The sequence below is a fragment of the Arthrobacter oryzae genome (genome assembly GCF_003634095.1).
In the GTDB taxonomy this organism is placed as follows: domain Bacteria; phylum Actinomycetota; class Actinomycetes; order Actinomycetales; family Micrococcaceae; genus Arthrobacter; species Arthrobacter oryzae.
Map to the genome: position 1 here is coordinate 359,604 of NZ_RBIR01000004.1, position 23,045 is coordinate 382,648.

Consider the following 23,045-nt stretch of genomic DNA (forward strand, 5'->3'; position numbering starts at 1 on the left):
GTGTGTCCTTGGCGCGTCCGGTTTTTTCCGGATTCCCCGCGGACGCAGATTAAGACCATATGGATGTACTGGCAGGAAGATACTCGAACGTGGCACATGTGCAACATCTCGGGAATCAGCCGCAGCGCACCTGTATCGGATGCCGACAAAAAGGGTCGCGGTCGGAGTTACTCCGGCTCGTCGCCGGCGCCGGCGGTTCTTCCGCCGTCGTGGTGGACGAACGACGCCGGATGGCTGGCCGGGGAGCATGGCTGCACCCCAGCGAGAAGTGCCTGGCACTGGCGGTCAAGCGTCGAGCGTTCGGCCGCGCCCTGAAGGGTGCAGCCGGTACAGCAGACGTTGAGCGCCGGATCACTGCCGGTACGCAAGCCGTGGGCACTTCGGTGGCCGCAGCAACAACCGTCCAACCTGAAAGCGGGTCAGAAAACTGATGGAAACCCGATGAGTTCCCAGCGATGAGTGCGCAACGATGACAACTTTGTTGCGCTCTGCAATGGGCCTTTCAGCTGCATTCGCGGCGGAGGCCCGCAGTAAGAAGTAGACGGTTCGTGCCTGGCTCGGTGCGGACCGAGACAGGAGAAATGTGGCCAAGGTCCGCGTACATGAGCTTGCAAAAGAGCTCGGTATTACTTCCAAAGATGCAGTAACCAAACTGCAGGAACTGGGCGAATTCGTTCGCTCCGCCTCGTCAACTATCGAGGCTCCCGTTGTGCGGAAACTGCGCAACGCTTTCCCCGACGCCCCTGCAGCTTCGAAGTCCGAAGCTCCGGCGTCCGCCCCCCAGGCAGCTGCCAGCCCGGCAGCAACCCGTCCGGCGCCCGCGCCGGGACCGGCTGCGCCCAAGGTTGCGGAACCCAAGGCTGAAGCTCCGGCTCCGGCCGCTGCGGCACCTGCCGCCGCGCCCGCCGCTCCGGCTGCCCCCGCCGCCCAGGCTCCGGCAGCCCCGGTTGCCCAGGCCCCGGCTGCTCCGTCAACGGGCGTCAAGCCCGGTGCGCGTCCGGCCCCCAAGGCTGAAACCCCGGCTGCTCCGGCACGCCAGGGCGGTTCTGCACCTCGTCCGGGCGGTCCCCGTCCCGGCAACAACCCCTTCGCCACGTCCCAGGGCATGCCCCGGGGCCGCGGCGGCGACAACGAACGTCCCTCGCGTCCGGGCAATAACCCGTTCGCTCCTTCCCAGGGCATGCCGCGTCCGGGCGGAAGCCGCACCGAGGGCGAACGCCCCGGCGGCCCCCGTCCCGCAGCAGGCGCTGGTGGTCCCCGTCCCGGTGCTCCCCGCACCGGCGGCGCTCCGGGTGCACGCCCGGGTGCTCCGCGTCCGGCCGGCGCAGCAGGTGCTGGCCGTCCGGCAGGGGCCGGCGGAAACCGTCCGACTCCCGGCATGATGCCTAACCGCACCGAACGTCCCGCACCGGCTGGTGCAGGCCGTCCCGGCGGCGGCGCCCGTGGTCCGGGCCGTCCGGGTGGCGCTCCGGGTACCGGTGCTCCCGGTGCCGGTGGCGGCGCTCCGGCCGGCGGTGGCTTCGGCAAGGGCGGCCGCGGTCGCGGTGGCACCCAGGGTGCCTTCGGTAAGGGCGGCGCAGGCCGTGGCAAGCAGCGCAAGTCGAAGCGTGCCAAGCGCCAGGAACTCGAGCAGATGAGTGCTCCGTCGCTGGGTGGCGTGAGCGTACCCCGCGGCGACGGCAACACCGTAGTCCGGCTTCGCCGTGGCTCGTCCATCACGGACTTTGCCGACAAGATCGAGGCGAACCCCGCAGCACTGGTGACCGTCCTCTTCCACCTCGGCGAAATGGCTACGGCCACGCAGTCGCTGGATGAAGAGACCTTTGCCCTGCTGGGTGAGGAGCTTGGCTACAAGCTCCAGGTTGTGTCCCCGGAGGACGAGGAGCGCGAGCTGCTCTCCACCTTCGACATTGACTTCGACGCCGAACTCGAAGCCGAAGGCGATGAAGACCTCGAGGCGCGTCCTCCGGTTGTCACCGTCATGGGTCACGTTGACCACGGTAAGACCCGGCTGCTGGATGCCATCCGCAAGTCCGACGTTATGGCGGGCGAGCACGGCGGCATCACGCAGCACATCGGTGCCTACCAGGTCACCCACCCGCACGAAGGCATCGATCGCAAGATCACCTTCATCGATACTCCGGGCCACGAGGCGTTCACCGCCATGCGTGCCCGTGGTGCGAAGGTCACCGACATCGCCATCCTGGTGGTCGCAGCGGACGACGGCGTTATGCCGCAGACCGTTGAAGCCCTCAACCACGCCCAGGCGGCCAACGTGCCGATCGTCGTGGCCGTGAACAAGATCGACAAGGAAGGCGCCAACCCGGACAAGGTCCGCGGCCAGCTGACCGAGTACGGCCTGGTTCCGGAAGAATACGGTGGCGACACCATGTTCGTGGAGGTCTCTGCCCGCCAGAACCTCAACATCGACGAGCTCCTCGGCGCCGTCCTGCTCACCGCAGACGCTGCCCTGGATATGCGCGCCAACCCGAACAAGGACGCCCGCGGTATCGCGATTGAAGCCAACCTGGACAAGGGCCGCGGTTCCGTGGCCACCGTCCTGGTTCAGTCCGGTACCCTGCACGTCGGCGACACCATCGTGGCAGGCACGGCTCACGGCCGCGTCCGTGCGATGTTCGACGACGACGGCAGCGCCCTGACCGAGGCCGGCCCGTCCCGCCCCGTACAGGTGCTGGGTCTGTCCAACGTCCCGCGCGCCGGCGACACCTTCTTCGTGACCGCTGACGAGCGCACCGCCCGCCAGATCGCCGAGAAGCGTGAAGCCGCAGACCGCAACGCCGCCCTGGCCAAGCGCCGCAAGCGCATCAGCCTGGAAGACTTCGACCAGGCCGTCGCCGATGGCAAGATCGACACCCTTAACCTCATCCTCAAGGGTGACGTGTCCGGTGCCGTGGAAGCCCTCGAAGACGCGCTGCTCAAGATCGACGTCGGCGAGGGTGTCCAGCTCCGCGTTATCCACCGCGGTGTCGGTGCGATCACGCAGAACGACGTCAACCTGGCAACGGTCGACAGCGCCGTCATCATCGGCTTCAACGTCAAGCCCGCCGAGCGTGTTGCCGAACTGGCAGACCGCGAAGGCGTGGACATGCGCTTCTACTCCGTCATCTACGCAGCAATTGATGACATTGAGGCAGCCCTCAAGGGCATGCTCAAGCCGGAGTACGAAGAGGTCCAGCTTGGCACCGCCGAGGTCCGCGAAGTGTTCCGTTCCTCCAAGTTCGGCAACATCGCAGGCTCGATCGTCCGTTCGGGTGTCATCCGACGCAACGCGAAGGCCCGGATCACCCGCGACGGCAAGATCATCGGTGACAACCTCACCGTTGAGACGCTCAAGCGCTTCAAGGACGACGCCACCGAGGTCCGCACGGACTTCGAGTGTGGTATCGGTCTTGGCTCGTTCAACGACATCACCGAAGGCGACATCATCGAGACCTTCGAGATGCGCGAAAAGCCGCGCGTCTAAGTCTGAAGTCAAAATGCAGTAAAGGTGCGGGGCCGTTGGATTCGTCCGGCGGCCCCGCGCTTCGCGATTGAGGGGGCCCCGCCCCTTCGACGGACGGCCAGCGATCTTCGATCGTGGCCGCCCGTCTCCGGCAGGCCCGATGCCACTCCCGGGCCCCCTCAACCGCTACGCGCTATGGTGATAACGTCACCAGGCGCTCCCAAAGTTTCTAGAATTCAGGAGGATGTCATGGCTGATCCCGCACGGGCTGCCAAGTTGGCGCAGCGGATTAAGGTTGTCGTTGCGGAGGCCCTGGGCCGGCGGGTCAAGGATCCGCGGCTCGAGGGCGTCACCGTGACCGACTCGCGGGTGACCAACGACCTGCAGCACGCAACTGTCTACTACACCGTGTTCGGTGACGAGGTGGCCCAGGCTGATGCTGCCAAGGGGCTCGAGAAGGCCAAGGGTGTGCTGCGGCAGGAAGTCGGCCGCAACATTACCGTACGGCTGACCCCCACCCTCGAGTTCGTCGCCGACCAGATCCCGGTCAACGCATCGAACCTCGAGGAGCTGCTCCGGGCCGCGAAGAAGCGCGACGCCGAGGTGGCCGCGCTGGCCGAAAATGCCAAGCACGCCGGCGACGCCGATCCCTACAAGTCCGACACCCCGGAAGACGTGGAACTCGACGAGGACGATTTTGACGAAGAGGACCTGGACCTCATCGACAACGATGCCATCGACGAGGACCGCAACAAGTAGGACCGCAGCAAGTATTTCCGCAGGCAACTGAAGTGGCCGGCCCCCGACAAGGGGCCGGCCACTTCCGTTTCGGTTGGCGTTCCAAGTTTCGGCGGCGGCGATGGCGGGGCTGCGGCCGGGGGACCTTCGACTCTATGCCCCTCCGGGGGCGGGGAGTCCCATGGAACCATGACTGCAGGTATGCGGGGAGGCGCCGGAGCGCTGTGGATTCCAGCCTGATGAAGTGCCCGCACTGCGGGAAGACCAACCGGATTCCTGCGGCCGCGGCGGGGCATCCGCGCTGCGGAAGCTGCCGCCGGGACCTCCCCTGGATCGTGGCGGCAGGGGACGCCGACTTTCCCGTTGTTGCGGAGCAGTCGTCCGTTCCGGTCCTCGTGGACTTCTGGGCGGCATGGTGCGGCCCGTGCCGGATGGTCAGCCCGGTGCTGGACAAGCTGGCGCAGGAACGGGCCGGTAAATTCAAGCTCGTGAAGGTCGACGTCGACACCTCCCCGGGGCTGTCCCGTCGGTTCGATATCCAGGCCATTCCGACGTTGCTCGTCATTAAGAACGGGACCGTCGCCGCGCGTCAGGCCGGAGCGCCCCCGGCCGCTGCACTGCGCAGCTGGCTCGATGCCGCACTCTCGGCCGGTCCGGGGTGACGGGGCCGGCGGTGACGCCCTGGTGCCTGCGTCAAAGGGCCTGCATCTTTCCGACCGTACACTCGCTGAAATGGAGGAAGCCATGACCGAGATCTTGCGCTACGAAGTCGGGGCGGGGACAGTGCTGGTGGAGGTCGAGGACAACAGCTTCGGTGTGGAGCGGCCCTCCCGCAACGAACAGGGAATCCTCGAGGCAGGGCGGCGCCTTGAGGACGCACTTTCGGCAGTCAGGCCGGCGGCCAGCGCCGCCGCCGAAGTGATGAAGGAACTCGGCGCGGAACATCTGGAAATCCAGTTCGGTGTGAAGCTGGCCGGGGATGCCGGCGCCATTATCGCCAGGACGTCCGCCGAAGGACACTTCATCGTCCGGATGTCCTTCACCAAGGCTTCCGTGGCCATAGCGCCGGAGGAAGAGATCATGCTCTGAGGGCGCGCAGCGGGTTTCTCCCGGCGGCCCGGCTAGCGGCGTCGGGACCGCCCGCGGGCTCCCAGCCCGCCGCCGAGCACGGGAGATCCCATGCCGAGGAGGTAGCCGAAGTCATACCAGTTCCCGGCGCGGGCGGAGTTGTAGAAGGGGAACTCGCTCCAAAATCCGAAAACATGGGCGATCAGCACGATCCATGCCGTCAGCCCGTTCCAGAAACCCCACAGCAGGTCTTGCCACCACACGATGTACTCCCTTGGCTGGAACTCCACGGCACCCGGACGGGCCAAGCCGGCCCGAGGCCAGAATAGCCGGGCCAGCTGTGAATGCCGTGTGCTTAGGCTATGACGCCCGCAGTGCCTGCAGTAGGGTCTGTGGACCCGGCGCGGCCCGCTGCCGGCTCGCGTGCAGGCAGGCGCCCGAGGCCCTCCACGAGATCGGCCTGGCCGCCACAGAGCGCAATGCGGATCCAGCCCTCGCCGATCGAACCGAACGCCGTGCCCGGGGCGAAGGCCACGCCGGAGTCCGCCAGGAAGCGCCGCGTCCAGGCCCGGACGTCCCCGCCGCTGGCATGGGAGACATCCGCCCACAGGTAGAAGGCGCCCTGGGCTGTGAGGTAAGGGATGCCGTGGGAGCGCAGCACGGCGGAGGCCGCGTCACGATTGGCCCGGTAGTGGGCATGGGCGTGGGCAACGTAGTCCTGCGGGCCCGTCAGGGCAGCCAGCGCCGCGTACTGCGACGGCGAGGCCACACAGGACACAATCGCCTCCATGACGTTGTTCATCTTCTGCTCCAGGCCCGGCGGGCAGATCAGGGCGCCGATGCGGAGCCCGGTCAGCCCGTAGGTCTTGGAGAGGGTGAGCGAGGTGAACACACGGGCTTCGCCAGGAACCTCGCTGTCGAAGCGGGCCGGGCTGACGTGCGAGACGTCGTAGGTGAACGCCTCGTAGCATTCGTCCGAAATGACCCAGAGATCGTGCCGACGCGCCAGCTCCACGAGCCGTCGGGTCAGATCCTCGCCCAGGACGGCGCCGAGCGGGTTGGACGGGGAATTCAGGATCAGCACCTTGGTCCGCGGCGTGATGAGTGCCTCGATGTCCTCGATTCGCGGCTGAAAGTCGTGTTCGGGGTACAGCGGGTAGCGCACCGGAACGGCGTGCAGCAGGCTGCTCGTCATGGCAAAAGTGGGGTAGCCGGGGTTGGGAATCAGGATCTCGTCCCCGGGGGAGAGCAGCAGGCTCATCGCGAAGTGCAGGCCCTGCTGGGCGCCGTCGACCACGTAGACCCGGTCTGCGCCGACCGGCGTCGCGTTGTGTTCGCGGAATCGGGCGGCGAACGCCTCGCGCAGTGCGGGGATTCCGGCGTTCGGCGTGTAGTTGGTTTCGTCCCGGTCGAGGCAGGCCATTCCGGCCTCAAGAATATGGCGGGGGACCGCGAAGCCGGGCTCGCCGATACTCAGCACGATCGCCCCGGGCGTTGCCCAGGCGGCTTCGGTGATCTCGCGGATCTGGTTGATCGGGACGTCGCGGACATGTGCGGCAAGCTCGGGCATGTTTGCCATCCTAACGGGCTGTGCCTGCAACGGGCCCGGGTTTGGCCGTCGAGCGGCCCGCCGGGCGGCCCATGGGCCGTGGGGCACGGCTGGCCCGCCTATACTGGGAGGCGTGCTTTCTGGACTGGTGATAGTGGACAAGCCGCAAGGCTGGACCAGCCACGATGTGGTTGGGCGGATGCGGCGGATCGCCGGTACCCGAAAGGTCGGTCACGCCGGGACGTTGGATCCTATGGCCACCGGCGTTCTCGTGGTCGGCATTAACAAGGCCACCCGGCTGCTGACCTACATCGTGGGCACCTCCAAGACCTACACCGCCACCATCAGGCTCGGCGAATCCACTGTTACGGACGACGCCGAAGGGGAGGTCACTGCCACCCGCAGTGCCGCCGGGGTCACCGATGCCGCTGTCCGCGCCGGCGTCGAGGACCTGACCGGGGAGATCGAACAGGTGCCCAGCAGCGTGAGCGCCATCAAAGTCAACGGCGAACGCGCCTACGCCCGCGTCCGGTCCGGAGAAGAGGTCAAGCTCGCGGCCCGGCCCGTGACGATCCACCGCTTTGAGGTCCATGAAATCCGCCGCCTTCACACGGGGGTGGCAGACGGCGAGGCCCTGGACGTGGACGTCACGGTGGAGTGCTCCTCCGGTACGTACATCCGTGCCCTGGCCCGCGACCTCGGTGAGGCGCTCGGCGTCGGCGGCCACTTGACGGCGCTGCGCAGGACCCAGGTGGGGCCCTACACGCTTGACCAGGCGCACACCCTCGAACAGTTGGCGGAGAAACTGGACGTCCTGGAGATCTCGGACGCGGCACGGGCGCTTATGCCGAACCGTGAACTCAGCGAGGCGGAGACCACGGAGATTTCCTTCGGTCGCAGGATCACCGCCGGAGCCGGCGCCGGCACGCCGGAGGCAGCCACCGCTGAGAATCCTGCAGCGGCCTTCGCGCCGGACGGTACTCTGGTGGCCCTGCTGGCCGACGCCGGAAGCTATGCCAAGCCGGTGCTGGTGTTCGCTCCCGATAACGAGAAGCACGGCAAAGAGAAGCACGGCGGCGATGAGCTTCGCAGTGATGAGCTCGGCAGTGATGAGCACGGCAACGATAAGCGGGCCGGCCAGTAGTGGACGCGTATTTCTACATCATTCTGGTGGTCGGTCTGCTGTCCACCATCATCTGCGCCGTCGCCGGCATCATGAAAAAGGCGCCCAATGACACGACGATCCTCTCGGTGGCCGCCGTCGAACTTTCCCTCCTGGTCTATCTGATCGGGTCGATTGTCCGGGTGGCCGGCGGGGAGCGGATGGCGGGGGAGGCGTGGGAGTTCTGGGGCTACATGGCGACGGCGCTGCTGCTCCCGGTCGGTGCCGTGTACTGGGCCATCCTGGAGCGGACCCGGTGGAGCAACTTCGTCCTCGCCGCCGTCGGCGTTACCGCCGTGGTGATGGCGGCCCGAATGAACCAGATCTGGTACTGACATGGAAGAGGCAGAAAACGTGAGCGCAAAACCCTCGCAGGATGGGGCGGGCAACCCGGCGCCGGATCCCCGTATCGCGGAACAGCCCGATGCCGGGCTGCCGGGCGCTGCGTCCACCAACGCTGGCACCCCCGGGAAGTCCCCTGCCCCGACCAACACCCGCAACACAGGACCTGGCCGGCTGCTGATTGCGGTCTATGCCGTATTCGCGATTTCCGCGACCGCCCGGGCCGGCTACCAGATCCTGACGAAGTTTTCCGAGGCGCCGCTGGCGTACCTGTTGTCCGCTTTCGCCGCCGTCGTCTACGTGGTGGCCACGGTATCCCTCGCCAAGCCGGGCCGCACAGCGTTCAAGGTCTCCCTGGTGGCAGTGCTCGTGGAGCTTGTCGGCGTCCTCGTGGTGGGGGCACTGAGCGTTTTCGACTCGGTGAACTTCCCGCACGAGACAGTGTGGTCCTTGTTCGGCCGCGGCTACGGGTTCGTCCCGCTGCTGTTGCCCATCCTGGGCCTCATCTGGCTGTACCGCCGGCGACCATCCGCCCGGCAGGCGTAAGCGGGATCCCTTTCGGGGTCTTTTCCCGGGCTGTTGTCCGGGCTGTGCTTCCGGGCTGACTTTCCGGGCCGGGTTGTGCGTGAGCCGCCCGAGGCGACGGTGACTCGCCCCTATGCCCGGCCGCTTCGGCGCAAGGCCTCGGTGAGCCTGGTTCGCAATGCCGGCCACGCCGCGGCGAAACCCGGGTGCAGTTCCCTGTCGGCCACCGCGTCAATCCCTACCCACTGCAGTTCGAGGCTTTCAGGGTCGCTGATCGCGGCTTCGAAGGGCCGCTGTGCTTCGGCGACCACGGTCGTGTAGGACCAGTAGCCGACGTCGAACACCGCGGTGAACAGGACTCGGACGTTCTCGGGCGGCACCGCGGCTTCTTCCTGCGCTTCCCGCAGCGCACCGTGAATGGCCTCTTCCCCTTGGTGCAGGGCGCCGCCGGGCAGTCCCCAGGTGCCGCCCTGATCGCTCCAAAGGGCGCGGTGCTGGAGCAGGACGCCCTTTGACGGATCGTGGACAAGGAGCCCGGCCGAACCGAACCGTCCCCAGAACCGTCCCCGCTCGCCGTCGACCCAGGCGTCGCCAGGGTCGCGTGGACCAAATGGGCGGCGCGGATCGCCCGCCAGGGGCCCTGCGAACGGTGCTGCCAATGGTCCTGTCCTGAACGCTGCTTCTCCGGTTTGGGGTGCTGCTGTACTGTCCATGCCTCCAGCTTGCCACGCCCCCCGGTTCGTACGACGTCGGCAGCGGAAGTCAGGGTTGGCAGCGGTTGCTGGCCCCGGGCGTCAGACCGCCCAACGTGGCCCCGGGCGTCAGGCGCCGTCAGGCCGCCGACGAGTTCCCGGGCGTCGGGCCGCCCAACGTGGCCCCGGGCGTCAGACCGCAGCAGAAGCAGGTCGATGAATCTTGTCGGACCCCGCCGCTAGTGTTTAGTCATGGAAACCGTTGGCGAGTTCATCCCGGATCGGGCCCCGTCGTGGGCCGGCCAGGCGATGGCCTCGCAGCTGCCCGGTCGTGTTGCCGTGGCCGGCGCGGCGGACGGCGTCGGGACCTTGTACAGCATGCAAAACGATGTTGCGGGAGGCATGGCGATAGACGACGCGGCTGACGCTGCGGACGCTGTGGACGCGGCGTTGACGCTGCTCCGGTCATGGAGCCCGGCGGCGCGTGCCGATGTGGCGCTGTTCGGCCTGAGGGAGGCCGCCGACTTCGCCGGCCGGGTGGAGGAACTGTCCCGCACGGTCGAATACTTCCAGATGATTGGCGCCGCGGCGGTGGACCGGACGCGCAAAGAGTCGGCCGCGGCCCCGCCGGCCGCTGGCTGGGGCGCTGACGCCGCGACGCCGGCAACCTGGCTCACGGGGTGGACCCAAGACGCCGACGCCGGTTCCGCGGCCGGCCCGTCTGGGACGGGACCCGCGGCCGGCCCGTCCGTGCCGGCCGCAGTCCCGGCGGCAGTATCGGGTGCCGTGCCAGTTGCGGCGGATGACGGGTACCGGAACGCGGCAGAGTTCCTGCAGGCGCGGCTGAGGATCAGCGCCCCCGAAGCTCGGCGGCGTTTGGCCTTGGCCGGTGAGTTGTTGCCCCGCACTAATTGCGGCGGTCATACCGGGCCGCCCGCGCGGGAAGAGCTCGCCGCGTCCGTAGCGTCCGGGGAGGTCGCTTCGCACGCCGCGACCATTATCACTACCGCGATGAACCGGGTCCGGCACTTGTGCCCGCCGGAGACCGCCGCCGCGATGGAACACGCCCTGACCCGGACGGCAATCGAGAACGACCCCGATTTCCTGGCGCGGATCGCCCGGCGCTGGGTCGAGGCCCTGGACCAGGACGGTGCCGAACCCTCGGAGGACGTCCTGCGCCGGCTCCAGGGCGCGTTCATCCGGAAACCCCGGCATGGTCTGCACCATCTGGAAATCTTCGCCACTGCCGACCAATTCGAACACCTCGTGACGGTCATGAACACCGCCACCAACCCACGCACAGGAACGGCCGCCGGGACGGGCCAGGACACCGCAGCTGACGCGGCCGGGCAGTCGGCCGCGGTCGGGAACGCAGTGGAATCCGTTGCCGTCAGTATCGGTACCGGCCAGAACACCGAAGCTGGCGGGGCCGGGAAGTCGGCCGCGGCCGGGAATGCCGTGGAAACCGCCGTCAGCATCGGAACCGATCCGGCCGGCGCGGGCGCGGCTGATGCGCTGGACCGGCGCTCCCGCCCGCAACGGCTGCTCGACGGCCTGGTCGGTGGCTGCAAAGCCGCCCTCGCAGCGGGCGGCCTGCCCGCCACTGGCGGGTTCCGGCCCCAAATCATGGCCACCATCGACTACCGGGACCTGCTCCAGCGCCTCGGCGGAACCGGCATCCCGGGCGAGGTTGCCGGCGGCGTGCCAGGCGGCGCGGAGTCCCTGAACCAAGGGTCCGGCTCGCTGATGTTCACCGGCCCGATCACCGCCTCTACCGTCCGCAAACTCGCCTGCGACGCCGACATCATCCCGGTCGTGTTCGGCGGGGAAGGCCAGGTGCTGGACATCGGCCGCGCCTCCCGGGTCTTCCCGCCCCACATACGCAAGGCCCTCGTGGCCCGGGACGTTGGCTGCGCATTCCCGCAATGCACCATACCCGCGCTCTGGTGCGAGGCCCACCACATCGATTACTGGTCCCGGGGCGGGAAGACCGGCACTTCCAACGGAACCCTGCTCTGTTCGCACCACCACCACCTGATCCACAAGGAACAGTGGTCCATCCGGATGCGCGCCGGCATTCCCTGGTTCGTCCCGCCCCCGCACATCGACCCGGCCCAGGCACCCCGACGGAACAGGCATTTCCGCCTCGAATAGCCGACCGACCGCCTGTTCGGCTCAACCGGGCTGTGCTCCACGACTTACCCGGCGGCAAGTCGTCGCCAGTGCGGGGACCAGCCACTGTGGCCGGGCCCCCGCGACGCCGTAGGGAGGCGCTCCAGAGTATCGGCGCAGCACCTGTGGCATGCTGAACCCCGTGCTCTCCAGAAACTTCCCGGTGACTCCTTCCCGTGTGCTCTTCTATGGAGTGACGGGCAGTGGCAAATCCTCGGCGGCCAGGGCCTACGCCGAGGCGACAGGCCTGCCCGAATTTTCGGTGGACGAATGCATCGGTTGGCTCCCCGGCTGGGAGCAGCGGGATGCAGCCGAGCAACGCGCCCTCGGCGCGGCCATCGTGGCCCAGGACCGCTGGGTGCCCGACAGTGCGTACGGCGATTGGCGGGACCTGGTCCTGGCCCGGGCGGAGTTGGTGGTCGCGCTTGACTATCCCCGCTGGCTGTCCCTGTCCCGGCTGGTTCGGCGGACCGTGCGAAGAATCGTGACCGGGCAGGTGGTCTGCAACGGAAACCGGGAGACATTGGCCCGAGCGCTCGCCAAGGACTCGGTGATCCGCTGGCACTTTCAATCCTTCGCCCGAAAGCGCCGGGTCATCCGGGACATGCAGGCAGGCCGGGATCTGTCGGCCGAACGCGACGCGCGGACGGTGGGGGACAGGCAGGCGGCGCGGGACCTTCAGGGCGTTCGGGATACGCCGAGCGTGATCGTCTTCCGGCGGCCCCGGGAATTGGAAGCGTGGCTGGAAGCCGCGGGCACGGGGACAGGCGCAGGCGCAGGCGCCGACGGAGGCACAGGCGCGGGCGCAGGCGCAGGCGCCGACGGAGGCACAGGCGCAGGCGGAGGCGCAGGCGCGGCCGGGCCGAAAGCCTCTGAACCTCGCCCGACCCTGCGCGCCTAGGGTGGAGGTATGGACCAACGCCGTTTGCTGCTGCGGGCAGTGAAGTCGTTCCACACTTTCGCCTGGTTCACTATCGAGGCCTGCATGGCCTACGTCCTGTACACCGGGATCAGAGGCCGGACGGACCGGAAGACGGGTGTGGCCGCCGTCGTGGTCGCCGGCGAAACGCTGATCTTTGCCGCCAATGGCTTCCATTGCCCGCTGACCGCCGTCGCGCGCGGCCTCGGTGACGGCAAGGGATCCGTTACGGACATCTACCTGCCGCCTTGGTTCGCAAGGAATCTTCCCGGGATCCACGTTCCGCTCCTCCTCGCGGCCGCCCTGCTGCACTGGCGGAACTGGCGGAATCACGCCGTCCGGGAAAGCCAGCGGAGGCTGCTGCTCGGACGATAGTCCGCGCCGGCCTTGCCGCTGCCAGGGTGCCGCCGCTGATCCGTGGTCCCCCCGCCTGCCGGATGAACACTGTCCCGGGAGGGCTGCGGACCGTCCGGAAGCGCACCCGATTGCGGGTAATCTTAGAGAGTTCCGGAGCCGGCACGGTCCCTCCGGACGAGTTCATGGCACGCAGCAAAAGGCGAGGGTGATGGTCCACATCTGGAACGATCTGTCCGAAGTCCCGGCGGACTTTGGTCCTTCGGTTGTCACGTTCGGCAATTTCGACGGCGTGCACCGCGGCCACCAGCAGGTGCTCTCGCAGCTCATCCGGACGGCCCGTTTGAACCATGCCCGCGCGGTCGCAATCACCTTCGATCCGCACCCCGCGCAGGTGCACCGGCCGGAATCGGCTCCCGAACTGATCATGGGGCTGGAGGACAAACTGGTGGCCCTGGGGGAGCTTGGCCTCGATGCGGTGCTGGTGATGAAGTACTCGCTGGAACTCGCCAGCCTCACCCCTGAAGAATTTGTCTCCACGGTCCTGGTCGATGCGCTGAAGGCGAGCCACGTGGTGGTCGGGCATGACGCCCGGTTCGGCCGCGGTAATTCCGGCGACCTCTCCACCATGCAGGAACTGGGCAAGAAGCTCGGCTTTGAGGTGCTTGTCATCAGCGAGTTCGGCTCCGAAGGCTTTCCCATCCACGACGACGACGGAACGGACCGACGCTGCTCATCCACCTGGGTGCGCGAGGCCCTGCGCGCGGGAGACGTCGCCACCGCCGCCGCGGTCCTCGGCAGGCCGCACCGGATGCGCGGCGAGGTTGTGCACGGTGCCGCCCGGGGCCGCGACCTCGGCTTCCCCACGGCAAACCTTGCGTCGACGGCAACCGGGTACATTCCCGCGGATGGGATCTACGCCGGCTGGCTGGTGGACCAGGCGGGAACCCGCTGGCCCGCAGCGATCTCCGTGGGCTCCAACCCGACGTTCGACGGCGTGAGCCGCCAGGTCGAGGCCCACGTGATCGACCGCCCGGAAGAGTCCCCTGACGACTTCGATCTGTACGACCAGACAGTAGTGGTGGAATTTGTCGCCAGGCTCCGCGGCATGGTGGCGTACCGTGGGGCTGAGGCATTGGTGGAGCAGATGCGCCTGGATGTCGTCCTGGCCCATGACATCCTGTTCTCCCGCTGACGCCGGAGCCGGAGCGGCGTCCTGTCCCGCGCCGGCGGCGTTCTGACTCACTGGAGCCGCGCGCTGAATGGCAGCCATGCGGCAAGGAAGGCAAGAGACGTGACCATCGAGAAGAACACGAGGGAGCTGGACCGGGACATCGTCCGGGACTTCAGCACGCGGATGAGCTATGCGTCCTATCTGCAGTTGCCCACCCTGCTCAGCGCCCAGCAGCCGGTCAGCACTCCTGAACACCATGACGAGATGCTCTTCATCATCCAGCACCAGACCACGGAGCTGTGGCTGAAGCTGGTTCTGCATGAGCTCCGCAGCGCCGCCGCGTGGCTGCGTTCGGATGATCTCGGGTCCGCCCTGAAGGCGATCGCCCGCGTCAAGCACATCCAGAAGACGCTCACCGAGCAATGGTCGGTGCTGGCCACCCTGACGCCTACCGAGTACTCCCAGTTCCGCGGCTTCCTCGGCAACTCATCCGGATTCCAGTCCAGCCAGTACCGGGCCGTCGAGTTCCTCCTCGGGAACAAGAACGCCAAGATGCTTCCGGTCTTCGAATCGGACCCGGAAGCCCACGAGATGCTGCGTGAACTGCTCGAAGCTCCCAGCATCTACGACGACTTCCTCGCGTATCTCAAGCGCCAGGGCTTCGACGTCCCGGCCTCCGTGCTGGAGCGCGACGTCACCAAGGCCCACGAGTTCTGCCCGGAACTTGTCCCCGTGTTCAAGTACATCTACGAGAACGCCGCCGACAACTGGGGCGCCTACGAGGCCTGTGAGGAGCTCGTGGACCTTGAGGACAACTTCCAACTCTGGCGCTTCCGCCACCTGCGGACCGTCCAGCGCACCATCGGCATGAAGGCCGGCACCGGCGGATCCAGCGGTGCCGCGTTCCTGCAAAAAGCCCTCGAGCTGACATTCTTCCCCGAGCTCTTCGCCGTGCGGACGGAGATCGGGCAGTGAACGGGATCAATTCGCACGCCGCCGGAGAAAGCGCCGACAGCCTGCGCCAGCGCGCCCGCGCCCTCGACGCCGCGGATCCGCTGGCCGGCTACCGGGAGCACTTCGTCGGCACGGACACGGACCTGTCCTACCTCGACGGCAACTCGCTGGGCCGGCCGCTCAAGCGGTCCGTCACCGACATCAGCGAGTTCATCCAGGAGAGCTGGGGCGGCCGCCTGATCCGGGGCTGGGACGAGGAATGGCTCCAGCTGCCGCAGACCATCGGCGATCAGCTCGGCCGCGCAGTGCTGGGAGCGGCGCCCGGACAGACCATCATTGCCGACTCCACCACCGTGGTGTTGTACAAGCTGATCCGCGCCGCCCTGGCCGCTGTCACGAATCCGGCGCGCACCGAAATCGTCCTGGACACGGACAATTTCCCCACCGACCGCTACTTGGTGGAGGGAATCGCTCGCGAAAAGGGCCTGACGTTGCGTTGGATCGACGCCGATCCCGCCTCCGGCGTCACCGTCGATCAAGTGCGCGCCGCCACGGGCCCGGCCACCGCCGTCGTGGTTCTGAGCCAGATCGCGTACCGCTCCGGCTTCCTCGCGGACCTGCCCGCAGTCACCGCCGCCATCCACGACGCCGGCGCCCTGGTGGTCTGGGACCTGTGCCACTCCGCCGGGTCGGTGGAGATCGCTTTGGACGACGCCGACGTCGACTTCGCGGCAGGCTGCACGTACAAGTACCTGAACGGGGGACCGGGCTCGCCCGCGTTCGCCTACGTCAACGCCCGGCACCTGCCCGGACTCCAGCAGCCGATCTGGGGCTGGATGGGACGCAAGGACGCCTTCGAGATGGGTCCCGGCTACGAGGCGGCGCCCGGCATCCGGGGCTTCCTCAGCGGCACTCCGGCCATCTTCGGGATGCTCGCCATGCGCGGCACGCTGGACCTGATCGAGGAAGTCGGGATGGCCGCACTGCGGGAGAAGTCCCGGCTGCTGACGGCCTTCGCCCTCGAACTCTACGATGCCTGGCTGGCACCGGTGGGCGTTGAGCTGTCCACCCCGCGGGACCCGGAACTGCGCGGCAGCCATGTCACGATCGACCACCCGGCCTTCCGTGAAATGACGGCCACCTTGTGGGACCAGGATGTGATTCCGGATTTCCGTGCCCCGCAGGGCATCAGGATCGGGCTGTCTCCGCTGAGCACCTCCTTCGAGGAGCTCTACCGGGGCGTGGCCGCCATCCGCGAGCTGCTGGCAGGGTCGGAAAACGGATCCGCATCGCGGGACCGCGCGGCCGGCGGGGCCGGCAGTTTCGACAAGACCGCGGACGTGCCACTAAACTAAACGTTGGATCCGGCTGCAGTCCGTGGCGGCTGGTTCCTGCTGCGTACGGTCAACCCGCTCTTCCGAGGGGGTACACCGGGGCAGCACCCCCGGCAGTGAATTACTGTTTTCGGGCCTCACGGCACATCTCTAGGAGTTATCGTGGCACTTGAAGCCGCTGTAAAGCAGTCCATCATCAAGGATTTCGCAACGTCCGAGGGCGACACCGGTTCGCCGGAGGTCCAGGTTGCAGTCCTGACTCAGCGGATCAAGGATCTCACTGAGCACATGAAGGAGCACAAGCACGATTACCACACCCAGCGCGGTCTGCTGGCTATGGTTGGTCGTCGCAAGCGCATGCTCACCTACCTCAAGAACACTGACATCACCCGCTACCGTCAGCTCATCGAGCGCCTCGGCCTGCGTCGCTAGTCAGCTTTAAGGGGCGGCCCCTTCCGGACCGGAAAGGGCCGCCCTCTTCAGGACAAAATTAAACAGGAGGATCAACCGCATCACGCATTCGCGGTCCTCGGTAGTGATCCCCGGGAACGGCTTCAACGAATGAAGTCCCGCCCGTGGGTCTCGATCGATGACCGGGTGCAGTGCAGGACAGTAGACAGATGCTGGACTGGGTTGATGCGGCTGGGCTCCGTGAACCATGAAACGGAGGTGACTCTCTATGGAGGGTCCCGAAATCCAGTTCTCAGAAGCAGTCATTGACAATGGCCGCTTCGGCAAGCGTGTAATCCGCTTTGAAACCGGCCGCCTCGCCAAGCAGGCCGCCGGCGCAGCGATGGTCTACATCGATGAAGAGACCGCTCTGCTGTCCGCCACCACGGCCGGCAAGCACCCGCGCGAAGGCTTCGACTTCTTCCCGCTGACGGTCGACGTCGAGGAGCGCATGTACGCTGCCGGTCGCATCCCGGGCTCGTTCTTCCGCCGCGAAGGCCGTCCGTCCACGGAAGCCATCCTGGCCTGCCGCCTCATGGACCGCCCGCTGCGCCCCGCGTTCGTCAAGGGCCTGCGCAACGAGGTCCAGATCGTGGTCACCGTGCTGTCCATCAACCCGGACGAGCTCTACGACGTCGTGGCCATCAACGCCTCCTCAATGTCCACCCAGCTCTCCGGCCTGCCCTTCTCCGGCCCGATCGGCGGCGTCCGCGTTGCCCTCGTTGCCGACGAGCACGGCTCGCAGTGGGTTGCGTTCCCGAAGCACTCCCAGCTGGAGAACGCCGTCTTCAACATGGTCGTTGCCGGCCGCATCGCCGGTGACGACGTCGCCATCATGATGGTTGAAGCCGAAGCCACCGACAACTCCTGGAACCTCATCAAGGAACAGGGCGCCACCGCCCCGACCGAAGAGGTCGTCTCCGAGGGCCTCGAGGCTGCCAAGCCGTTCATCAAGGCCCTGTGCGAGGCACAGTCCGACCTGGCTGCACGCGCCGCCAAGCCGACCGTCGAGTTCCCGGTCTTCCTGGACTACCAGGATGACGTCTACGCCGCTGTGGAGTCCGCTGCCGCCGAGAAGCTGGCCGCTGTCTTCCAGATCGCCGACAAGCAGGAGCGCGACACCGCTTCGGACGAGCTCAAGGACGAGGTCACCTCTTCCCTGGCCGGCCAGTTCGAAGGCCGTGAGAAGGAGCTGTCCGCAGCCTTCCGCTCCGTCACCAAGCAGGTTGTGCGCCAGCGCATCCTCAAGGACCAGATCCGCATCGACGGCCGCGGCCTGACGGACATCCGTCAGCTCACCGCCGAGGTTGAGGTTCTGCCCCGCGTCCACGGCTCGGCCATCTTCGAGCGCGGCGAGACCCAGATCATGGGTGTCACCACGCTGAACATGCTCAAGATGGAACAGCAGATCGACTCGCTGTCTCCGGTGACGCGCAAGCGCTACATGCACAACTACAACTTCCCGCCGTACTCCACCGGCGAGACCGGCCGCGTCGGTTCCCCGAAGCGCCGCGAAATCGGCCACGGTGCCCTCGCAGAGCGCGCCATCATGCCGGTGCTGCCCTCCCGCGAGGAATTCCCCTACGCCATCCGCCAGGTGTCTGAGGCTCTCAGCTCCAACGGTTCGACGTCGATGGGTTCCGTCTGCGCCTCCACGCTGTCCCTGCTCAACGCAGGTGTGCCGCTGAAGGCTGCCGTTGCCGGTATCGCCATGGGCCTGGTCTCCGACCAGGTTGACGGTCAGACCCGCTACGCCGCCCTGACCGATATCCTCGGCGCCGAAGATGCCTTCGGCGACATGGACTTCAAGGTTGCCGGTACCTCCGAGTTCGTCACGGCCATCCAGCTGGACACCAAGCTCGACGGCATCCCGGCCTCCGTCCTGGCCGCCGCCCTGAAGCAGGCCCGCGAGGCGCGCCTGCACATCCTGGACGTCCTGAACTCGGCGATCGACACCCCGGACGAGCTCTCCGAGTTCGCGCCGCGCGTCATCGCGGTCAAGATCCCGGTTGACAAGATCGGCGAGGTCATCGGCCCGAAGGGCAAGATGATCAACCAGATCCAGGAAGACACCGGAGCCGACATCTCAATCGAGGACGACGGCACGGTCTACATTGGCGCCACCAACGGCCCGTCTGCCGACGCAGCACGGTCCGCGATCAACGCCATCGCCAACCCGCAGATCCCGGAAATCGGCGAGCGGTACCTGGGCACGGTTGTCAAGACCACCACGTTCGGTGCCTTCGTGTCACTGACCCCGGGCAAGGACGGCCTCCTGCACATCTCCGAGCTCCGCAAGATCGCCGGCGGCAAGCGCGTGGACAACGTCGATGACGTCGTCTCCGTGGGCCAGAAGATCCAGGTGGAAATCACCAAGATCGATGACCGCGGAAAGCTTTCCCTCTCTCCGGTGGTCGCTGACGAGGCGGGCGCTGCAGACGCTGCGAACGCAGAAAACACAGACAACGCTGAGGTCTCCGCGGACGCCGCAGAGTAGTCTCTTCTGAGTCAGACAGCGGGGCCGGCGGATCATCCGCCGGCCCCGCTGCCGGTTAACGCCACCGCGGATGCTCCCGGCCTGTGGTTGATGCCTCCGGATGGTTTGAGGCCTCAACCGGGGGAGTGGTCCGCTGGTACGATGGCAGGCAGATTTGACGTATTTTTTTGACGGTTTTATGGAAAGGCCTTGATGACAGTCGTCCCCCTGCCGCTTGAGCAGAACCAGCACGCAGACACCCTGATCCACGGAGCCGACGGCGGTTCCGAGGTTCGCCGCTCGGTGCTTCCCGGCGGCGTGCGTGTGCTGACCGAGGCCATGCCCGGCCAGCGCTCGGCAACGATCGGGTTTTGGGTCGGGGTTGGTTCGCGCGATGAGGCCCCCGGGCAGCACGGCTCCACGCACTTCCTGGAACATCTGCTGTTCAAAGGCACTAAGCGCCGGACGGCCCTGGAAATCGCGTCGGCCTTCGACGAGGTCGGCGGCGAGTCGAACGCGGCCACCGCGAAGGAAAGCACCTGCTACTTCGCCCGCGTCCTGGACAGCGACCTGCCCATGGCGATCGACGTCATTGCGGACATGATCACCGGCGCCGTCCTGGACCCGCAGGAGATGGAGCAGGAACGCGACGTCATTCTCGAAGAGATCGCGATGGACAGCGATGATCCCACCGACGTCGCGCATGAGCACTTCGTGGAGGCGGTCCTCGGATCCCACCCGCTGGGCCGCCCGATTGGCGGCACCCCGGCAGCCATCCGGGCCGTGGCCCGGGACTCGGTGTGGGACCACTACCGCCGCTACTACCGTCCCGACGAGCTCGTGGTCACCGCGGCCGGCGGACTGGACCACGACGTCGTCTGCGGGCTTGTGGTGGATGCCCTGCACTCCGCCGGCTGGAACCTTGAGCCCGCGGCCGCCCCCGTGCAGCGCCGGTCCACCGAACGTGCGGCCATCACCGGGACTGCGGGCCTGCATGTGGTCAAGCGCCCAGTGGAACAGGCCAACATCATCATGGGCTGCCCGTCCCTCGTTGCCACGGACGACCGTCGCTTTGTCATGAGCGTGCTTAACGCCGTGCTTGGCGGTGGCATGTCCTCACGGCTGTTCCAGGAGGTACGCGAGAAGCGCGGACTCGTCTACTCCACCTACTCCTTCGCCTCCTCCTACGCGGACGCCGGCTACTTCGGCATGTACGCCGGATGCACGCCGTCGAAGGTCCGGCAGGTCGTCGACCTGCTCGGTGCCGAATTGGACAAGCTGGCCGCGGACGGCATTTCCGATGAGGAGCTCCGCAAGGCCGTGGGACAGCTGTGCGGCGGCATTGTGCTGGCGCTGGAGGATACCGGTTCCCGGATGTCCCGGCTGGGCCGCGCGGAACTGGTCTCTGGCGAGTACCAGGACATCGATGAGACGCTGCGCCAGATCAAGGCCGTCACCGCCGCCGAAGTCCAGCAGCTCGCCCGTGAGCTCGCGGCCGCCCCGCGGACCGTCACAGTGGTCGGTCCGTTCGAAGAAACCGAGACCTTCGGGCTCTAGCACCCAGGCCACCGGTCTTTACACCGGCGCAGGCACGGCGTGATGATGGTGGCGGGGTCACTCGGGAGGAACTCCGCATGGGAGGAACTGTGGACCGGCCGCTGCCAGGCAGTGCATGCGCCGTGCTTGAGCCATTCCTGGGCCGCTGGACGGGGACCACGCACTGGGAGGCCACCGCGTGGGGTCCGGCGCGCAGCGCGGAAACCGAGATCATCTTCTCGTCGGCGGCGGCAGGGCTGGCCGTCACCCAGAGCTACCGCCACACGGATCAGGACGGAACCCGCTCCGAAGGCCATGGCGCCTTCACGATGGACCCGGACCACCCGGACACCTTCTGGTACCACGTCAATAGCCTGGGGCTGCCGCCCGAACCACCCGCGCGCGCCAGCTGGGAGGGCGGCAACCTAACCGTGGAACGGCGCAGTGACAGGGGGACCGCACGGCACACCTTCCGGGTGGACGACGGCGTACTCACGCACACAGCGGGCCTCCGGCTGGGCAAGGCGAGCGAGTTCGCCCCGTTCATGACCACGGTCTGCCGCCGCGTCCCTGAGGGCGCCGCGATCCTGGCCTGAGGCTTCGCGCGGGAAGCGTGCGGGAGGCGCTGGAGGCTTAGCCGCCGGCGAACGGCGGCAGCACATCCACGACGTCGGCAGGTTTGAGCGCCGCGGCATGGTCACGCACGGCGACCTCGTTGAGCAGGAAACTGGAGCGGGAGAGGATGCGGGCCAGCGGCGGTGTGCCGGCCGGCGGTTCGGGGCGCTCGACGGCGAGGATCGCCTCCAGCAGTGAGGCGAGGGTGTCGCCGTCGGCGAGCTCAAAGCGTTCTTCATCCACGCCGGCGGCAGCGCGCGCGGCAGCGAAGTAGCGTACGTTCACGAAAAGGTCAGCCTCCGATGGCGCTCATGCTGCGGTCCGGCTGGACAAAGTCGGGGGCGTCGAGGCCCACATGATCCATGCCGTGCGCCTTGGGCTTGATCCACATGGCATCCTGCCAGCGTTCGGCGAGCTGTTCGTCGCTGGCGCCCTCCCGCAGCAGTCCCAGCAGGTCCACTTCCTCCCGGGAGAACAGGCAGCTCATGATCTTGCCCTCGGCGGTGATGCGCGTGCGGCGGCAGTCCGAGCAGAACGGCTCGGTGACCGAGGCGATGATGCCCACGGTGCCGAGAACGGGGCCGGTGGCCTCGCTGCCGGGAACACGGGCCCGGACTTCGAACCGCTCGGCCGGGGCGCCGTCGCGGTCCCGCGGATCGGAACTGAGAACGTAGTCGGCGGAGAGCAGTTCGCGGATCTCCGCGGCGGTAATCATGTTCCGGCGGGTCCAGCCGTGATCCGCGTCCAGCGGCATCTGCTCGATGAAACGCAGCTCATAGCCGCGATCCAGCGCCCAGGCCAGCAGGGACGGGGATTCGGCGTCGTTGATCCCGCGCATGAGCACGGCATTCAGCTTGACCGGGCCCAGGCCGGCGGCCCAGGCCGCGTCGACGCCGGCGAGGACCTTGTCCAGGAAGGGCCGGCGGGTCAGCTGGGTAAAGGTTTCCTCGTGCAGGGAGTCCAGCGAGACGTTGATCCGGGACAGTCCCGCGGCCTTCAACCCGGCGGCTTTCTTGTCCAGGCCGACGGCGTTGGTGGTCATGGAGATTGGCAGCTCGGGGTGCGCCTGGCGCAAGGCGGCAATGATGTCGAGGAGGTCGGCGCGGACCAGCGGTTCGCCGCCGGTGAGCCGGAGTTCCCGCACCCCCAGCATGTCCACGCCGATCCGCACGATCCGGACGATTTCCGCCGCGGACATCACTGCCTGCTTGGACAACCACTCCAGGCCCTCGGCCGGCATGCAATACGTGCAGCGCAGATTGCATTTGTCCGTCAGTGACAGCCGCATGTCCGTGGCGCGGCGGCCGTAGCGGTCCACAAGCCCGGCAGGCAGGCCTTCCGGGCGGCCGGACTGTACAGCTGGACCGGACTGGGCGGCCGAAGCAGGCATGCCGACTCCTGGACTGCCTGCCTCGCGGGGCTGGGGCATACCCAGTTGAACTGTCATAGAGTCAGGCTACGCCACGTCGCGGCAGACGGCACAGCCGCATGTCGGCAGGGATATTACGTCTTTGGGAACGAT

General features: G+C 67.3%; 23 protein-coding genes. 18 read left to right on the plus strand and 5 right to left on the minus strand.

Going from position 1 to position 23,045, the window contains the following annotated elements:
• Positions 1-59 precede the first annotated feature (59 nt).
• The 5 genes from C8D78_RS11820 to C8D78_RS11840 all read left to right on the plus strand — a co-directional run bounded on the left by C8D78_RS11820 (position 60) and on the right by C8D78_RS11840 (position 5,290).
• Positions 60-431, plus strand: a complete 372-nt coding sequence (locus tag C8D78_RS11820) for a YlxR family protein (protein ID WP_120953896.1) — start codon at positions 60-62, stop codon at positions 429-431.
• 152 nt (positions 432-583) lie between these two features.
• Positions 584-3,484 carry a translation initiation factor IF-2 gene (gene infB / locus C8D78_RS11825; protein WP_120953898.1) on the plus strand — a complete coding sequence of 967 codons (2,901 nt, stop codon included), beginning with the start codon at positions 584-586 and terminating at the stop codon, positions 3,482-3,484.
• 228 nt (positions 3,485-3,712) lie between these two features.
• Positions 3,713-4,222 carry a 30S ribosome-binding factor RbfA gene (rbfA, locus tag C8D78_RS11830; RefSeq protein ID WP_120953900.1) on the plus strand — a complete coding sequence of 170 codons (510 nt, stop codon included), beginning with the start codon at positions 3,713-3,715 and terminating at the stop codon, positions 4,220-4,222.
• A gap of 218 nt (positions 4,223-4,440) precedes the next feature.
• Positions 4,441-4,863: a thioredoxin gene (gene trxA, locus C8D78_RS11835; protein ID WP_425266699.1), complete on the plus strand. Its 423-nt coding sequence runs from the start codon at positions 4,441-4,443 to the stop codon at positions 4,861-4,863.
• An 82-nt stretch (positions 4,864-4,945) separates the two neighbouring features.
• A complete protein-coding gene (locus C8D78_RS11840; protein ID WP_120954130.1) occupies positions 4,946-5,290 on the plus strand; it encodes a CU044_2847 family protein in 345 nt (114 codons plus the stop codon).
• 32 nt (positions 5,291-5,322) lie between these two features.
• On the opposite strand, the gene C8D78_RS11845 is transcribed toward C8D78_RS11840, so the two are convergent.
• The gene (locus C8D78_RS11845) at positions 5,323-5,532 is read right to left on the minus strand and encodes a hypothetical protein (RefSeq protein WP_028278246.1); all 210 of its coding nucleotides are present in this window, start codon (positions 5,530-5,532) and stop codon (positions 5,323-5,325) included.
• A gap of 92 nt (positions 5,533-5,624) precedes the next feature.
• Positions 5,625-6,839 carry a pyridoxal phosphate-dependent aminotransferase gene (locus C8D78_RS11850; protein ID WP_120953904.1) on the minus strand — a complete coding sequence of 405 codons (1,215 nt, stop codon included), beginning with the start codon at positions 6,837-6,839 and terminating at the stop codon, positions 5,625-5,627.
• Positions 6,840-6,951: 112 nt separating this feature from the next.
• On the opposite strand from C8D78_RS11850, the gene truB reads away from it, so the two are divergent.
• The 3 genes from truB to C8D78_RS11865 are packed head-to-tail and all read left to right on the plus strand — an operon-like array spanning position 6,952 to position 8,868.
• Positions 6,952-7,962, plus strand: a complete 1,011-nt coding sequence (gene truB / locus C8D78_RS11855; protein ID WP_244208365.1) for a tRNA pseudouridine(55) synthase TruB — start codon at positions 6,952-6,954, stop codon at positions 7,960-7,962.
• The gene (locus C8D78_RS11860; protein ID WP_120953908.1) at positions 7,962-8,315 is read left to right on the plus strand and encodes a hypothetical protein; all 354 of its coding nucleotides are present in this window, start codon (positions 7,962-7,964) and stop codon (positions 8,313-8,315) included. Before truB ends, C8D78_RS11860 begins: the two co-directional genes overlap by 1 nt.
• A 1-nt stretch (position 8,316) precedes the next feature.
• A complete protein-coding gene (locus tag C8D78_RS11865; RefSeq protein ID WP_244208366.1) occupies positions 8,317-8,868 on the plus strand; it encodes a hypothetical protein in 552 nt (183 codons plus the stop codon).
• A gap of 110 nt (positions 8,869-8,978) precedes the next feature.
• Here the strand turns inward: C8D78_RS11865 and C8D78_RS11870 are convergent, their stop codons facing one another.
• The gene (locus tag C8D78_RS11870) at positions 8,979-9,560 is read right to left on the minus strand and encodes an NUDIX domain-containing protein (RefSeq protein WP_120953910.1); all 582 of its coding nucleotides are present in this window, start codon (positions 9,558-9,560) and stop codon (positions 8,979-8,981) included.
• Positions 9,561-9,791: 231 nt separating this feature from the next.
• On the opposite strand from C8D78_RS11870, the gene C8D78_RS11875 reads away from it, so the two are divergent.
• From C8D78_RS11875 to C8D78_RS11920, 10 genes are all read left to right on the plus strand, one after another.
• The gene (locus C8D78_RS11875; protein WP_244208367.1) at positions 9,792-11,693 is read left to right on the plus strand and encodes an HNH endonuclease signature motif containing protein; all 1,902 of its coding nucleotides are present in this window, start codon (positions 9,792-9,794) and stop codon (positions 11,691-11,693) included.
• A gap of 181 nt (positions 11,694-11,874) precedes the next feature.
• Positions 11,875-12,612, plus strand: coding sequence for a P-loop NTPase family protein (locus C8D78_RS11880; RefSeq protein WP_208641938.1), 738 nt, complete (start codon positions 11,875-11,877; stop codon positions 12,610-12,612).
• 9 nt (positions 12,613-12,621) lie between these two features.
• The gene (locus C8D78_RS11885; protein WP_120953912.1) at positions 12,622-13,005 is read left to right on the plus strand and encodes a hypothetical protein; all 384 of its coding nucleotides are present in this window, start codon (positions 12,622-12,624) and stop codon (positions 13,003-13,005) included.
• Between the two features lie 190 nt (positions 13,006-13,195).
• Positions 13,196-14,179 carry a bifunctional riboflavin kinase/FAD synthetase gene (locus tag C8D78_RS11890; RefSeq protein ID WP_120953914.1) on the plus strand — a complete coding sequence of 328 codons (984 nt, stop codon included), beginning with the start codon at positions 13,196-13,198 and terminating at the stop codon, positions 14,177-14,179.
• Between the two features lie 99 nt (positions 14,180-14,278).
• Entirely contained in the window at positions 14,279-15,133 is an 855-nt protein-coding gene (gene kynA, locus C8D78_RS11895; protein ID WP_120953916.1) for a tryptophan 2,3-dioxygenase, read from the plus strand.
• Entirely contained in the window at positions 15,130-16,467 is a 1,338-nt protein-coding gene (kynU, locus tag C8D78_RS11900; protein ID WP_120953918.1) for a kynureninase, read from the plus strand. The genes kynA and kynU overlap by 4 nt, the downstream gene beginning before the upstream one ends.
• A 141-nt stretch (positions 16,468-16,608) precedes the next feature.
• Positions 16,609-16,878, plus strand: coding sequence for a 30S ribosomal protein S15 (gene rpsO, locus C8D78_RS11905; protein WP_120953920.1), 270 nt, complete (start codon positions 16,609-16,611; stop codon positions 16,876-16,878).
• Positions 16,879-17,125: 247 nt separating this feature from the next.
• On the plus strand, positions 17,126-19,393 hold the full coding sequence (locus tag C8D78_RS11910) for a polyribonucleotide nucleotidyltransferase (protein ID WP_120953922.1): 2,268 nt from the start codon (positions 17,126-17,128) through the stop codon (positions 19,391-19,393).
• A 192-nt stretch (positions 19,394-19,585) separates the two neighbouring features.
• Positions 19,586-20,929 carry a M16 family metallopeptidase gene (locus C8D78_RS11915; RefSeq protein WP_120953924.1) on the plus strand — a complete coding sequence of 448 codons (1,344 nt, stop codon included), beginning with the start codon at positions 19,586-19,588 and terminating at the stop codon, positions 20,927-20,929.
• Between the two features lie 77 nt (positions 20,930-21,006).
• Positions 21,007-21,504: a DUF1579 domain-containing protein gene (locus tag C8D78_RS11920; protein WP_120953926.1), complete on the plus strand. Its 498-nt coding sequence runs from the start codon at positions 21,007-21,009 to the stop codon at positions 21,502-21,504.
• 37 nt (positions 21,505-21,541) lie between these two features.
• Here the strand turns inward: C8D78_RS11920 and C8D78_RS11925 are convergent, their stop codons facing one another.
• Together C8D78_RS11925 and moaA are read right to left on the minus strand one after the other, a co-directional pair.
• Positions 21,542-21,808, minus strand: coding sequence for a MoaD/ThiS family protein (locus C8D78_RS11925; protein ID WP_120953928.1), 267 nt, complete (start codon positions 21,806-21,808; stop codon positions 21,542-21,544).
• A gap of 7 nt (positions 21,809-21,815) precedes the next feature.
• The gene (moaA, locus tag C8D78_RS11930; RefSeq protein WP_120953930.1) at positions 21,816-22,970 is read right to left on the minus strand and encodes a GTP 3',8-cyclase MoaA; all 1,155 of its coding nucleotides are present in this window, start codon (positions 22,968-22,970) and stop codon (positions 21,816-21,818) included.
• Positions 22,971-23,045: the final 75 nt, after the last annotated feature.